Origin of the sequence: Streptomyces caniferus, from assembly GCF_009811555.1 — a bacterium.
Lineage (GTDB): Bacteria > Actinomycetota > Actinomycetes > Streptomycetales > Streptomycetaceae > Streptomyces > Streptomyces caniferus.
In genome coordinates, this window is the sequence record NZ_BLIN01000005.1 from 478,356 (window position 1) to 492,073 (window position 13,718).

Genomic DNA, 13,718 nt, shown 5'->3' on the forward strand with positions numbered 1-13,718 from the left:
CCCCCGTCGCGTTCCGGGGCAGGGAGAACCCCGCCGGCAAGGTGTCGTTCATCGAGATTGCTCCGATCAGCGGTGTATCGGTACGTGAGAAGGGAGAAAGGGAGGAAGGAAGGGTGCGGTGTGCGCGGCCGGCTGAGGCCGGGGTCGTGGTGTACGGCGTCGCCGGCCCGGAGCGGGCGTCCCCTGTGCTGTTCGTGCCGGGTCCTGCCGTTGCCGTGCAGTCACACGATGGGGTCGGCGGCCGGGTCAGCGGTTGGCTGACGGTGCTTCACGACCCGCGGCGCCCGAAGGCGTCCAAGGGGACGTACCGGTGGCACTCGGGCTGCTCACCGTGACGGACAGGCCCAGGCGCTCCTTCGTCACCCTGCCCGGGAGAAGTGGTGGCGGTACTGGCCCGGTGTGACACCCAGGGTGCGTTTGAAGCGGCGGTGCAGGGTCTCGGCGAAGCCGAAGCCGCAGGCCCGGGCGATCGCGTCGATGGTGTTGTCCGTCGTCTCCAGCAGAGCCCGGGCAGCCTCGACGCGGACGGTCTCCACGTAGGCGGCCGGGGTGACTCCGGTCTCGGCGCGGAAGACCCGGGTGAAGTTCCGCTCGCTCATATTGGCCCGTTCGGCGAGCACCCGGACGGTCAGGTCCTCGGCGAGGTGGTCGGTGACCCATGCCTGAACGTCCCGCAGCGGCTTGCGCATGGGCCGCTGCGCGGCGAGCTGGGTGCTGAACTGCGCTTGGCCGCCCGGACGTTGGACGAACATCACCAGCATCCGTGCGACGGCCCGGGAGATCTCGGGCCCGTGGTCCTCCTCGACCATGGCGAGCGCCAGGTCCATCCCCGCGGTGATTCCCGCGGAGGTCCACACCGCCCCGTCGTGTACGAAGATCTGGTCCGGGGTGACCGTGACGTCAGGGTGGTCGCGGGCCAGCCGCTCGCAGGCCGCCCAGTGCGTGACCGCGCGCCGTCCGTCGAGCAGCCCGGCCCGCGCGAGCAGGAACGCGCCCGTGCACACGGAAGCGACCCGCCGGGCCCGGCCGGCCGCCGCCTTGATCCAGCCGACAAGCTCTTCATCGTCCACCGCCTCCCGGTCGCCCGGTCCACCGACGACCACCAGCGTGTCCAGCGGTCCTTCGCACTGCTGGACGCCACTGCCGGCCGCTACGTCGATCCCGTGACAGGCCTGTACGGCTCCGGCCCGTCCCGCGACGATCTCGATGGCATAGCCCTCCCCCTCGGGCACCCAGCGTTCCGTCTGCGCGAACACCTCATGCGGTCCCGCCAGGTCCAGCACCTGAAACCGTGGATAGACGAGGAAAACGACGCGCCGTTGTGTCACCTGGCCATCATGGCCCGCCGTGTCATTTGGCAGCAAGGACACAAACATGACGATCTCCGCCATGTGCGTGGTGTCAGGTTTCGCCTTCGGTGGGGACGGCTGCAGGCGGCGGGCCGGGTGCGGTACTTGGGGGCGGACGCTGGGACGTGACGAGAGCAAGCAGGCGGTGGTCCACCGCCTGGCGTCGGCCAGGAAGGCACTGAAGGCGCCAAAGGGTGCTGCCGCGTCGACCGGTGAGTGAGATGACCTTCGAATGGGCCCTGGCGGGAGGGACTTGTCGCGGGGAGCGCGTCGCCGTCGTACACGGGCCACCGCCATCCGGTGGAGATCACCGCGCACCGGGTGTGGCGGAAGCACCTCTGCGGGAACCGGTCTGTCCCACACCGCGGAGATCGGTGGGTGTTCGCCCTCGGGCCGCTTCGTCCACGTCGTCACGAGGCACGACAGACATAAACGCCACAGCGGCTGACGCCGTGTCACCACGCGGTCGTGCACCGTCATGGGAACCCGAGCCGACGGCACGGCCGTGCCGTCTGCCATACCGGCGTGTGTCATCCGAATCGAGTTGAGCACCCTGGCCCCTTTCCACGGCGCCCGCCGGCCCTGTGAAGTCAGAGGCGGGCGGGAGCTGTTCTCTCTCACCCTCGTGTGACGCTCGTGACCAGCGCAATCGTGGACCACCACAACACGGACCACGAGATCGGCCGCCCGGAACCACGACAGTGGGACGCGAGGACGATGCGACGTTCCGGCTCCCTCGCGCCGATGCGCGATCATGGTGGTTCTTCTCACGGTGTGGGTCACGCCACCAATGTCCGGCGCAGTGCGTCCTCGTGAGTGCGGACACTCACGTCGACACAAGGAGGCAGGGATGTCCCGACCGGCATGTCCACTACGGGAGGCGGCACGGCTGCTGGCCACCACGATCGAGCGCGCCCATGCGGGCACCGGTCGTCTGGTCCTGCTGCGCGGTGCCACCGGCACGGGCCGCACCACGGTCCTGGAGAACGCCGCCGAGGACGCCGCCGCCCACGGCATGCAGGTGCTGCGCGCGCGCTGCTCCGCCGGCGACTCCGCGATCCCCTTCACCGCGGTCCAGCAACTGTTCTGCCACATGCCCGGGTTCGCCGATCCGGCAGGGGACGGCGAGGAACGGGCGACCGGCGCCGGGCTGCGACGGGTGCTGCGCGCGTACGCCGAGCAGTCGCCGCTGCTGATCACCGTGGACGACGTACACCTGGCCGACCCGGCGTCCCGCCGCTGGCTGGTGGAGACCGCCCGGCTCATGGACCAGCTGCCGATCGTCCTTGTGGCCACCGAGCGCAGCCAGTACGACGTCGACCCGCCCGCACAGGGACTCGCCCACAGCCTCTCCCCCGCCCTGGTCACCGGCTACACCCTGAACCCGCTGTCCGACGCCTCGGCGGCCACGGCGGTCCGTTCGGCCTTCCCGGACGCCGACGGCTCCTGGATCAAGGACTGCGTGCGGGCCGGCGCGGGCAACCCCCTGCTGCTGCACGCCCTGCTGGACGACCTCTCCGACGGCAGTCACCCGGTCGTGCCGGACACCACGGCCGCGCTGTACCCAGGAGCCTTTCCGGCGGCCGTGCAGTGGTGGCTGGACTGCGCCGGGCCGGGTACCGCGGAAGTGGCGCGGACGCTGGCGGTCCTGGACGAGGGCTGGGACCACGGGCCCGCCCCCGGCACGGGGTTCCCCGTCCCGCACCTCCCCGCACTCCTCGCCCAGCTCTCCGGCGCCGATCCGGCCCGCGTCGCGGGCTGGATCACCGCGATGACCGGCCTCGGACTGCTGCGCCCCGACGGCCTGGGCCGCACCCGCTACGCCCATCCACTGCTGCGGGACGGGATGCTCACCGGCGTGTCCGCAGCCCGTCGGCGCGTCGTGCACCGGACGACCGCCGAGGTGATGCTGCATCGCGGTGCCTCCAGCGAGCTCGTCGCCCGTCAACTGCTGCTCACCGACGTGGTGGACGCGCCCTGGGCGCTGCCGGTGCTTCAGGACGCCGCTTCAGTGGCGTTACGTGAAGGGCACATCGAGGACGCGGTGGCCTTCCTGCGCCGCGCTCTGGACGAACCCCTCTCCGATGAGGGCAGACAACGCCTACTGACCGAACTGGGCTCACTGGAGTACGCGGTGCCCGGCTCCTCGGCCGCGATCCTGAGGCTCACCGAGGCGCTGCGGCTGCCGGGACCGCCGCAGGAGCGGGTGCGCGCCGCGGTCGCCCTGGGGACGGCGCTGACCGGCCGCGGCAGGACCCGCGCGGGGGTCGAGGTGCTGCGCTCGCTGTACGACGCGCTCACCGACCGTCCCGACCTGGTGCGCATCCTGCGGCAGGCGTTTCTGCAACTGTCCGACAAGGAACAGCTGGTGCGGCAGGAGGCGTACAAGCTGCTGGCCGAGGGGGCCGAGCGCGCGCCGGAGTCGATCAGCCCGGCCGGCCACGCGTTCCTGGTGAAATACGCGGTCATGGCAGGTCTGAGCTCGGCGAAAGAAGCGATGCTGCGCCTGCGCCGTCTGCTGGCGGAACCTGCCGACCCGCTGTCCGAGCCGTACCTGCTGGGGACGGCCGCCGCGGTCGCTCAGTGGGCCGACGAACTCGACGAGGCCGAACGGCTGGTGGAGCGCGGTCTGGCCGGGCAGCGCCCCGACTTCCTGCACCCCATGCACGAGGCGCTGCTCAGCACCCGTATGGACATCGTCGCGGCACGGGCCGACTACACGCGCCTCCTGGCCGACCCGCCGCCCGCCGCCGCGGCCCCGACCAACGCCCATGCCCACGCGCTGCGGACACTCGTGGAGACGGGCCGCGTCGCCGAGGCCGCACGCCTGGCCGAATCCTTCGACTTGCGGACGGCGCCGGAGTCCTGGGAGCTGAACCGGTTCCTGTACGCGCGCGGGGAGCTGCGCGCCGCGACCGGTGACCTGGCGGGAGCCCTGCACGACTTCCTGGAGTGCGGACGCCGCCAGTCGGCCCGGGAGATGTTCAGCCCGGTCGTCACCCCGTGGCGCACGGCCGCCGCCGAGTGCCATCTGGCCCTCGGCGTCCCACGGGAGGCGCTCGCCCTGGCCGAGGAGGAGCTGCGCCTGGCCCGGGTGTGGAACACGCCCCGCACGGTGGGCCGGGCGTTACGTGTCCTCGGCACCGCGACCGGTGGGCGCCGGGGTCTGCAGCTGACTCAGGAGGCGGTACGGCTGCTGCGTGGCGGCCCGGCAGGACCGGAGCTCGTGGCGGCACTGCTGGCCCTGGGCCGTCAGTTGACCGCGTCGGGCGAGTCGTCCCGCGCCCGCGACATCCTGCGGGAGGCGGCCGGGCTCGCCGAACGCCTGGGCGCGATACGGCTGCGGGACCTGGCGGAGGAGGCGCTGCGTGCGGGCGGCGCGCGCCGTACGGCGACGCGGACCGGCGCCGCCTCGCTCACCGACAGCGAGCGCCGTATCGCCGAACTGGCCGCGGGGGGACGCACCAACGCGGAGATCGCGGATCTGCTGCACCTGGCCCGCCGCACCGTGGAGACCCATCTGACGCACAGCTACCGCAAGTTGGGCATCCGCCGACGCAGCGCCCTGAGCGCGGCCCTGACCGGGGGCGACGCGGCATCCGGGTCCCTGGTCAGCGACCGGGACACGTAGGCGAGCACGACACCACCAGACGAAGAACCTGCCGCCAGCCCGCTCCTCCTGAGCCCGTCTGGTGAGGTCACTCAGCACACGACGGTGTACCGCGTACGTCAGACCGGTGGTGACCCCGCTGCGGCGGCCGTCGGACCCGCGCGCTGAGGTCTGCAGGTCTGGTGGACTCCTCTGCGTCGAGGCCGCCATAGGAGCCGGCAGCGCTTGGCCGAGGCCATCGACCACATCCTGCTCGACTGATCGGACCAGGCTTCCATCAAAGGAGGAGCTGCTACCACGAGACCGGGCCCATGACGATCAGAATGTTGGCCTGGGGAAGTCGAGGCCTATCTGGAGGTGGCCATGAGGGTCGTGTTCGTGCACGGGGCGTGCGTGCGGGACGGGTCGTGGTGGTGGCACCGCACCGCCGAGCTGCTGCAGAAGCGGGGCGTGCCGAGCCTGGCCCCGGCGCTGCCGAGCTGCGGCGAGGCGGGCCCGCCCGGCGGCGTCCGCGGTCCGGGGCTGCCCGAGGATGTTGCCGCGGTGCGGCAGGTACTGCAGGCCGACGACGAGCCGACCGTCGTGGTCGCCCACAGCTACGGCGGCGTCGTCACCGCGGAGGCCGCTGCGGGCATCGGGGCGGTGCGTCACCTGCTGCTGATCTCCAGCTACCTGCCCGAGGTCGGGCAGAGCCTGTCGGAGTTCGGGGACGGCAGCCCCGCCCCGTTCCTCGACGTCGACCCCGACGCCGGCACGTTCGGGGTCCGTCCCGAGCTACTCGTGGACACGTTCCTGCAGGACTGCGACCCCGAGGTCCAAGCGCAGGCGGCGGACCACCTCGCCCGGCAGAACGTACAGGTCACCACGCAGCCCGTCGGGGCGGCCGCATGGCAACAGGTGCCCTCGACGTACCTCGTCTGCGCTCAGGACCGGGGCACCCCGCCGCGGCTGCAGCGCGAGTTCGCCCGCCGTGCCGACAGCGTCATCGAGCTCGACACCGGCCACCACCCGTTCCTGTCCCGGCCCGCAGCCGTCCGGGACCTGCTGCTGAGCCTGTGACGACAGCCGCGGACGAGCCGAGCCCGCGATCCGCCGGGCCTCCTCCTGCAAAGGCGGGCAGGCACTCCTTGGCGCTCGGTGGCCATGGTCGCGAGGGAGCGAACGTGCCCGGCGAGCGCGTCGAGTGCGAAGCGGTGCATCCGGACGTCCGTGAGGTGGAGCTGCTCGGTCCCGATGAGGGTGCCCGGACGGCGGAGGCCCCATCCGGCAACGGCCCGGGGCGAGGATGGCCGGGTGGTCACCGGCCGCAGGGAGGTGCGCTTGTCGTGGGGGTAGGCGCGAACGCGCTGGTGGATGCCCTTGTAGCGGTCGCCCAGGAGTGTGCCGTGCGCGCTCGACGCAGCAGGGGAGCTGGTCGGTTGCTATGTCAGGTTCGCTGCCTTCTTGACGGTCCTGATCACTGGTGCCGTTTCGAGGTGTGTGATGGCGGGGAGTGCGGCGACCCGGGTGGTCAGGTAGCGGTACAGCTCCCGTTGGTTCGTGCACACCACGCTCGCGTACAGGTTGGTCGGGCCGGTCGTGGCGGCGGCGAACGCGATCTCCGGATGCCCGGCCAACGCCTGACCTGCCTCCTCCAGGTGGGCGGGGGCGACCGAGAGCCAGAGCAAGGTTCGGGCGTGCACGCCGAACATGCGCCAGTCGACATCGATGTCGAGGTAGAGCAGGCCGTGTTCACGCAGCTCCGTCATCCGGCGCCGGACCGTCGTCGGCGACCAGCCGGTAGCCGCGGCCAACTGCTCGAACCCGGCCCGGCCGTCGGTGGCAAGCAGGGCGAGGAGCTTGCGGTCACTGTCGTCGAGCCGCACCGGTCCCCGTCGGCGCGGCACCGGAGACGGGCGCAGTCGCTCGATCGCCTCCTCGTCCAGTGATCCGAGTTTTCCGACCAGGTTGTCCGGGCCGCCGTAGAAGGCGTGCAGCACGGAGTGCGCGGTCACGCCCTCCACGCGCGGAGTACGAGGAAGTTTGGCCAGCAGCAGTGCCTCGCTGTCCGCCTCGCTCTCGGTGCGGACCACGCAGGTGATCTCGGTGCCGCCGGAAGTGAGGCTCACCCAGGACGTGTCGGGGCGTCTGGCCAGCGCCTCGGCGACCGGGAGCGACGCGGCGGGCGCACATCGCACCCGCACGAACCACTGGATGGCGCCCAGCGCGCTGGTGTCGACCCCGCCGAGCACCCGTACCGCCCCGGTCGACCGCAACCGGGCGTACCGGCGGGCGATGGTGCGATCCGACACGCCGAGAACCTCGGCGATGGTGCTGAACGGGGCACGGCCGTCGATCTGCAGGGCGTGCACGAGCCGCCGATCGAGCTCGTCATAGTCGGATTCCACCGAATTCAAATTAGACGGTGTCAGATTTCCACGCAACGGAGCCGGTTCCTGGCTCGGGCGGCTCGGTCGGCGGAGCGTTTGCTCTGTCCTGATCGACACAGCCAAAGGAGAGTCCGTGGACACCGATGTGCTCATCGTCGGCGCCGGCCCGACCGGAATGACGCTGGCCAACGAGCTGCTGATAGCGGGGGTGTCGACCGTGCTGGTCGACAAGCTGTCGCGACGCAGCGACCTGTCCAAGGCAGGCGGCGTGCAGTCCCGCACACTGGAGGCGCTCGACCAACGAGGGCTGCTGGAGCCCTTGCTGGCCACCGGAGACCACCCCGTCACCACTGGCCACTTCGCCGGTATCCCGCTCCCGCCCGACGCCAACCGGCACCGTCTGCCATGGCGGTCCGTGCCGCAGGTGGTGATCGAGGGATTCTTCGAGCGGCATCTCGCCACGCACGGCCTCCACGCCCGGCGGGACCACGAACTGGTAGGCCTCGCCCAGGACGACGACGGGGTCACCGCGGCCTTCGCCAACGGCGCCACCCTTCGCTCCCGTTACCTCGTCGCCGCCGACGGCGCGCACAGCACCGTACGATCGCTGCTGCGGGCCGGGTTCCCCGGTCAGCCGGGTACATTGACGATCATCGCCGCCGACGTACGGTTGGGCGGCGTCGATGCGCCCACGTCGCACACCTGGAACGAGGACGGGCACTGGGCGGCAATGTTCCCGCTCGGCACCGACCCGCAGGGCAGGCAACTTCGCCGACTCGTCCTCGGCGGGCCGGGCCGGTCGCTCCCGCGGGAGATCCCGGTCACCGAGGACGAAATCCGCCAGGGCCTGAGCACCGTGTTCGGAGCGCGGGTGCATCTCCTCGAACTGCGCTACGCCCGCCGCATCACCAACGCGTCACGGCAGGTCGAGCAGTATCGGCACGGGCGGGTGTTCCTTGCGGGCGATGCCGCCCATGTCCACCTTCCGCTCGGCGCACAGGGCATGAACACCGGGATGCAGGACGCGCTCAACCTCGGTTGGAAGCTCGGCGCCGCCGTGCACGGCTGGGCGCCGGAGAACCTCCTCGACACGTATCACGCGGAACGGCATCCGGCCGGGGCCGCCGTATTGCGCAACGTCCGGGCACAGAGTCTGCTGATGGACTGGGCCGGCACCCGCGATCCGGACGTGCTCGCCGCCCGGGAGATCTTCACGGCCATGGCCCAACTGCCGGACGCCCAGCGCCATCTGTCCGATCTGATGTCCGGGATGGCCATCCGCTATCCGATGCACGGCACCGAAACCCATCCGCTCGTCGGCCGGCCCGTACCGGACCTGGACCTCGGCCCGGCGCGGGTGCACGAACTGCTACGGTCCGGGCACGGCATCCTGCTGGACCCGGCCGACACGTTCGCCGGGGCCGCCGGCCCCTGGTCGGACCGGGTGGACCGGGTGGGCCAGGGCGCCCACACCGAACCGATGCTCATCCGGCCGGACGGCTACGTGTGCTGGGCAGGCGCGGCCGATCTGGAACCGGCGCTCGACCGCTGGTTCGGCGAACCTCGCTGAGCCGTCGTTCAGGACGCCGCCCGTCGTGGAGAGGCTGGTGGTCATCAGTGGGCGCCGATGGTGACAAGTATCGCGCCTCGGCTCACTGATGTGACTGAGCATTGCACTTGGCCAGTTGAGTGTTGAGTGCGGGCGGTGGTGCCAGGCGGTGCTGCCATGGGGGCGGGTCGGACTGTTGGGGCCGAGTGAGGGCGGCGCCGGGATCCATGGTGCGGAGTTCCAGGCCGCGCGTGGCTGGGCCCCGCCCGTGCGTGCGGTTCGTTTGTGGGACGTAAGTGAGGCGTTTCCGGAACGTCAGTGGCTCCGGGAAGAGTGGTGTCCACACCGCGGGACGGCCGAAGAAACTCCCGCACGGAACACAGGGGGATCCCGATCATGCGTACTTCCCGGATTCGTACCGCCACTCTGGCCGCCGTCACCGCCGCGCTGGCGCTGGGCCTGACCGCCTGCGGCGGCGCCGACGACGCCTCGAAGGCGGCGGGCGGCGACAGTGCCGCCGGCAGTGCGCAGAGCCGGTCCGCGTCCAACGGGGACGCCAAGGGCGCAGGGGAGCAGGCCGGCAGCGGCGGCGCCACCAAGCAGGAGGCGCGCTCGACGACCGCCTCGGGCGGGACGGACAAGGCCGCGAACAGCGGCACGACGGCCGGCGCCCAGCAGTGCCGCGGCGACGAGATGCTGCTCACCGCGGTGCACCGGTTCGCCGGGCAGCAGGGCGACCACCTGCTGGTCACCGCGTCGAACAAGGGCACCAAGCCGTGCTGGGTCACCTCGTACCCGTCCGTGAAGCTCGGCGACGACGCCACCGCACTGCCGCACTCGAAGAAGGACAACCCCGGCGGCGGCCAGCACCTCACCCTCCAGCCCGGCGGCACGGCCTACAGCGCGGTGAACCTCTTCGACTACGGCTCGAAGCACCACACGGCGCAGTCGTTCGCCCTCGCACTGCGCGGCGCGGACGGCCACGACGGCCCGTCCTACTCCGTCGCCCTCAAGGGCGACAAGCCCCAGTTCAGCTGGAGCGAGGCCGACGTACTGAACTGGAGCGCCAAGAAGCCGTACGACTTCTGACGGCCCATCGGCCCATCGGCCCATCGGCCCATCGGCAGTGAGCATCAGTGCGGGACGCGCCGGATCGCGCGTCCCGCACCGCGCCTCCCGCACTCCGCCGCCACGGCGTCGGTGTACCGGCGAGCGTGTGACGGCCACATCGTCGAGGCATCAGAGACCCGGCTTGCACTCCTCGGCGTAGCGGGCCAGCCCTTCCGCCATGCCCTGCATGAACTTCTGAAGGTAGCGCGGCATGACCCAGCCCAACAGCCGGCTCGTCTCGTACTCGCCGTACCAGTGGATGACCGTGCCCGAGCTCGCTGTCGCCTTCAGCTCGATGCGCGCGTGATAGTTGCGCATCGACGAATTGAACGCGTCCTCGTAGGCCAAGAGGCGTCGCTCGACCTTCTCGGTCAGCCGCTCCCCGGTCACGATGCGTCCCGTCCGGAAGGCCCGGACGGCACCGACGCCGTCGTCACCGCCGGGGTCGAGGCCGACCGACCGTGTCGTGTCCAGACTGTCCACCTTGGACCACAGCGGCCAGCTTGCGGCGTCGACCAGCAGCTTCCAGACGGTTTCCGGCGAGGCGCTGGTAGTCACTGTGACGTCGTATTTGTGCATGGCAGAGAGCTCCTGTGAGTGGATGCGGGCGGCGTCCCCGGCCAAGAAGACGCGGTCGATGCGGGATCAACGACCGGTCGCGCCATCGATGAGTTCGCGGAGGATGTCCGCATGGCCCGCGTGTCGGCCGGTCTCCTCGATCATGTGGGTGAGTGCCCAGCGGAGGCTGGGAGCGGGGCGGTCCGACCGCGGTCGGGGAACCGGTGCACCCAGATCGGTGCACCCGTCGAGAACCTCGTTCGCGCGCTTGACCGCATCTCGGTAGCGAGCGACGACTTCGGCCGCGCTGTCGGCCGGTGCGGCTTGGAACGTCGCCTGCCAGTCGGCGACCTCGTCCCCGAGGAACATCGAGCGCTCGACGAACGTCAGGTGGTTGAGCAGGCCGAGCAGGTTCGTGCCCGACGGCACCACGGCTGTTCGCACCTGCGGTTCGGGGGCACCGTCAATCTTCGCGGCAATCGCGGTCCGGAGGTAATCGAGGAATCCGCGCAGGACCTCGTTCTCATTGCTTCCGGTCCGGGGCGGCGGGGTGTCGCGGCGGCGGTTGCGGTCCGTGGTGCTGGGCACGGTGGTCTGCCTTCCTTTGTCGGGGCGGGCGCCGGCCACCGTGTCAGGGGGCACGGCGGATGAGGAGGACGTGGTCGGTGACCTCGGCGGTGCGCCCGTCCGGTCCGGCCGCGGTCCGGCCGGATGCTTCGGCCCGCTCGACCGTCCAAGTCTGCGGGTCCAGGTCGATACCCGCGGCGACTTCCCGCGGGCTCGGGTAGCGGATGTCGGGATCCTGGTTCCACGACCACGGCGCGGCCGACCCGTGGTCGACGACCAGCAGCCGCCCGCCCGGGCGCAGTGCGTGCGCGGCCGAGCGCAGGACGGTTGCCCGGTCCAGGGCGAAGGGGGTGTGCAGGTAGTGGGCACAGACCAGGTCGAATCTGCCAGGTGGGAAAGACTCGTGCACGTCGTGCCGCACGGTGGTGAGGCGGTCGTCCAGGCCGTGTGAGCGGGCGAGGGCGGCGATCCGCTCGACCGCCACGGCCGATATGTCGACGGCGGTGACGTGCCAACCCAGGCGGGCGAGCCACAGCGCGTCGCCGCCGTCGCCGCATCCGAGGTCCAACGCGTCAGTGGGCGGCAGGCCCGTCACCGTCTCGGTGAGGCGAACATTCGGCTGCGGGCCGCCGGCTGCCGGTCGGGCCGCGTAGACGCCGTCCCAGAACGCGACCGCATCGGTGGTGCTCATCAAGACTCCTTGTGTCGGTATGCGCTCAGTCTTGCCAGGCACCTCACGATCTGGCACGGAATCTTGCGGTTACGGCAAGATGGTCTGATGGACCGCAAGACGGACGACGAAGTGCTGGACGCGGTGGGGCCGCGCCTTCGTGCGCTGCGTCGTGACCGCGGCATCACCCTCGCCGGCCTCGCGGCGACGACCGGCGTATCGGAGAGCACACTGTCCCGGCTGGAGAGCGGGCAGCGTCGGCCCACCCTGGAGTTGCTGCTGCCGCTGGCCCGTACCTATGACGTTCCGTTGGACGACCTCGTCGGCGCCCCGCGCACTGGCGACCCCCGGATGCACCTCAAGCCGATCAGGCGGTTCGGGATGACATTCGTGCCCCTTTCGCGGCGACCGGGCGGGGTGCACGCGTTCAAAATGATCATCCCCGCCCAGCCGGAACCACTCGAACCGACCCCGCAGACCCACGAGGGCTTCGAATGGCTCTACGTGCTCAACGGACGCCTGCGGCTCGTGATCGGCAAGCGCGACAAGACGCTGCCGCCCGGTGAGGCAGCCGAGTTCGACACGTCCCTGCCCCACTGGCTGGGCAGCGCCGACGGCGGCGCGGTTGAACTCCTCATCCTGTTCGGCCTGCAGGGGGTGCGCGCACACGTACGCATCGACCCGCCCCGATCGCCGCAGGCCGGGAGCCGGCCGTGAACTCACCGAGAGCGTCTGTATGCGCGTCGATGACGCGGGCTTCGTCGAGGAAGCCGACCGGGCCGTGGTCGCTGTAGGCCACGCCCGGAGATCTCACGCCGAGCATCTGTCCACCGCATCGACAACGGCCGCGGCCTCCCCGGTGACAACAAACCTAGGAGTCAGGGGATCACAGTCGATGGGTAATACGTCGTTCTCTCGCGAAGTGAGGCTCGAAATCGCTGCCGAGGTTGATGTCGTCGGAAATTCGGTGCTGATATCGGAAGGCCGGTCACGCGGGAGGAGATGCACGGCACAGCCCGGCTGACCAGGGTGGTCACGCTGGTGGAGTTCACCGGCATCGACTATGTGGCGCTCGGCTTCCAGAGGCGGTGGCGTGCGTGAGGACCTGGAACCAGACGCGTGACTGAGACGTGGGACTGAGCGCTTGAGTTGGCCCGTGAGCGCTCGAACCGGCGGGCTGAGCGTTCGAACCGGCCGGCTGAGCGTTCGTTGGTCGTCATGGCACATCACGGCGTACGAGCGCCTCGGCGACCGACGTACCGCCGCGCCGAGCGAATGTCATCCGTTCCTTCACGACGCGCAGCGTTCGGGGCCGGTATCCGGGGCCTCCGCAGCAGAATGGGCTGAAGCACGAGAGCTGTCACATAGGCACATGCCGAACAAGTGCCCTGTGCGACACATGCATTGGGCTTGAATACTCGTGATTCTTGCTCCGCCAGATCTGCGCGTCGACATATGTGACGTTGCTATGTTGGGTCGATGATGGATATCGACGCAGCTCAAGCCGTCCTCGATAACAGCCCGTTCGGCCCCTGGTGGGATTCAAGGTGGAAGCTGTCGGGAAGGGCCGGGCAAAGGTCTCGTTACGCCAGCGCCCGGAACTCTTCCGCCCCGGCGGCGTCCTCCAGGGCGGGTGCGCGATGACACTCGCCGATGTGACCTGCTGGATCGCGGTCATGTCACTGTTCGGCGAGGACGATCCGTCCGTCACCCAGCAGATGACGACGAGTTTCCTCGGCCCGGCGCGCACCGATTTGGTCTGCGAGTCAACGATCGTCCGGCCCGGCCGCTTGGTCGTCTACGGCACCGCCGACACGACAGACACCGCCGGAAAGCTCGTATCCCACCACACCCTGACCTATATCCGGCCACTGGAGCGAAACGTGGCCTGCAGCCCCTGATCCGATCCCGGGCGAGAAAAGCGGACTCATCGACT

11 protein-coding genes and 1 pseudogene are annotated in these 13,718 nt (G+C 70.4%); 6 read left to right on the plus strand and 6 right to left on the minus strand.

Annotated elements, in window-relative coordinates:
* Positions 1-359: 359 nt before the first annotated feature.
* The gene (locus tag Scani_RS18810) at positions 360-1,328 is read right to left on the minus strand and encodes a GlxA family transcriptional regulator (RefSeq protein ID WP_246296004.1); all 969 of its coding nucleotides are present in this window, start codon (positions 1,326-1,328) and stop codon (positions 360-362) included.
* Positions 1,329-2,199: 871 nt separating this feature from the next.
* Here Scani_RS18810 and Scani_RS18815 point away from each other — a divergent pair.
* A complete protein-coding gene (locus tag Scani_RS18815) occupies positions 2,200-4,980 on the plus strand; it encodes an AAA family ATPase (RefSeq protein WP_159477647.1) in 2,781 nt (926 codons plus the stop codon).
* A gap of 342 nt (positions 4,981-5,322) precedes the next feature.
* Positions 5,323-6,018 (plus strand): alpha/beta hydrolase, encoded by a 696-nt coding sequence (locus Scani_RS18820; protein ID WP_159477650.1) that lies wholly within the window; start codon positions 5,323-5,325, stop codon positions 6,016-6,018.
* Between the two features lie 362 nt (positions 6,019-6,380).
* Here Scani_RS18820 and Scani_RS18825 read toward each other — a convergent pair whose 3' ends face one another.
* Positions 6,381-7,346: an Lrp/AsnC family transcriptional regulator gene (locus Scani_RS18825; RefSeq protein ID WP_159477653.1), complete on the minus strand. Its 966-nt coding sequence runs from the start codon at positions 7,344-7,346 to the stop codon at positions 6,381-6,383.
* Between the two features lie 115 nt (positions 7,347-7,461).
* Between Scani_RS18825 and Scani_RS18830 the strand changes: the two genes are divergently transcribed.
* Positions 7,462-8,898 carry an FAD-dependent monooxygenase gene (locus tag Scani_RS18830; RefSeq protein WP_159477658.1) on the plus strand — a complete coding sequence of 479 codons (1,437 nt, stop codon included), beginning with the start codon at positions 7,462-7,464 and terminating at the stop codon, positions 8,896-8,898.
* A gap of 375 nt (positions 8,899-9,273) precedes the next feature.
* Positions 9,274-9,966: a DUF4232 domain-containing protein gene (locus Scani_RS18835; RefSeq protein WP_159477661.1), complete on the plus strand. Its 693-nt coding sequence runs from the start codon at positions 9,274-9,276 to the stop codon at positions 9,964-9,966.
* Between the two features lie 150 nt (positions 9,967-10,116).
* Here Scani_RS18835 and Scani_RS18840 read toward each other — a convergent pair whose 3' ends face one another.
* The 3 genes from Scani_RS18840 to Scani_RS18850 form a co-directional block, all read right to left on the minus strand.
* Positions 10,117-10,566, minus strand: coding sequence for an SRPBCC family protein (locus Scani_RS18840; RefSeq protein ID WP_159477664.1), 450 nt, complete (start codon positions 10,564-10,566; stop codon positions 10,117-10,119).
* Positions 10,567-10,632: 66 nt separating this feature from the next.
* Positions 10,633-11,133, minus strand: a complete 501-nt coding sequence (locus Scani_RS18845; protein WP_159482210.1) for a DinB family protein — start codon at positions 11,131-11,133, stop codon at positions 10,633-10,635.
* A gap of 43 nt (positions 11,134-11,176) precedes the next feature.
* Positions 11,177-11,803, minus strand: coding sequence for a class I SAM-dependent methyltransferase (locus tag Scani_RS18850; protein WP_159477666.1), 627 nt, complete (start codon positions 11,801-11,803; stop codon positions 11,177-11,179).
* Positions 11,804-11,890: 87 nt separating this feature from the next.
* On the opposite strand from Scani_RS18850, the gene Scani_RS18855 reads away from it, so the two are divergent.
* Positions 11,891-12,499 carry a helix-turn-helix domain-containing protein gene (locus Scani_RS18855; protein ID WP_159477669.1) on the plus strand — a complete coding sequence of 203 codons (609 nt, stop codon included), beginning with the start codon at positions 11,891-11,893 and terminating at the stop codon, positions 12,497-12,499.
* 499 nt (positions 12,500-12,998) lie between these two features.
* On the opposite strand, the pseudogene Scani_RS41060 reads toward Scani_RS18855, so the two are convergent.
* Positions 12,999-13,130 (minus strand): annotated as a pseudogene (locus tag Scani_RS41060) (deoxyxylulose-5-phosphate synthase); the annotation flags it as partial.
* 199 nt (positions 13,131-13,329) lie between these two features.
* Between Scani_RS41060 and Scani_RS18860 the strand changes: the two are divergent.
* Positions 13,330-13,683 carry a PaaI family thioesterase gene (locus Scani_RS18860; protein ID WP_159477672.1) on the plus strand — a complete coding sequence of 118 codons (354 nt, stop codon included), beginning with the start codon at positions 13,330-13,332 and terminating at the stop codon, positions 13,681-13,683.
* Positions 13,684-13,718 lie beyond the last annotated feature (35 nt).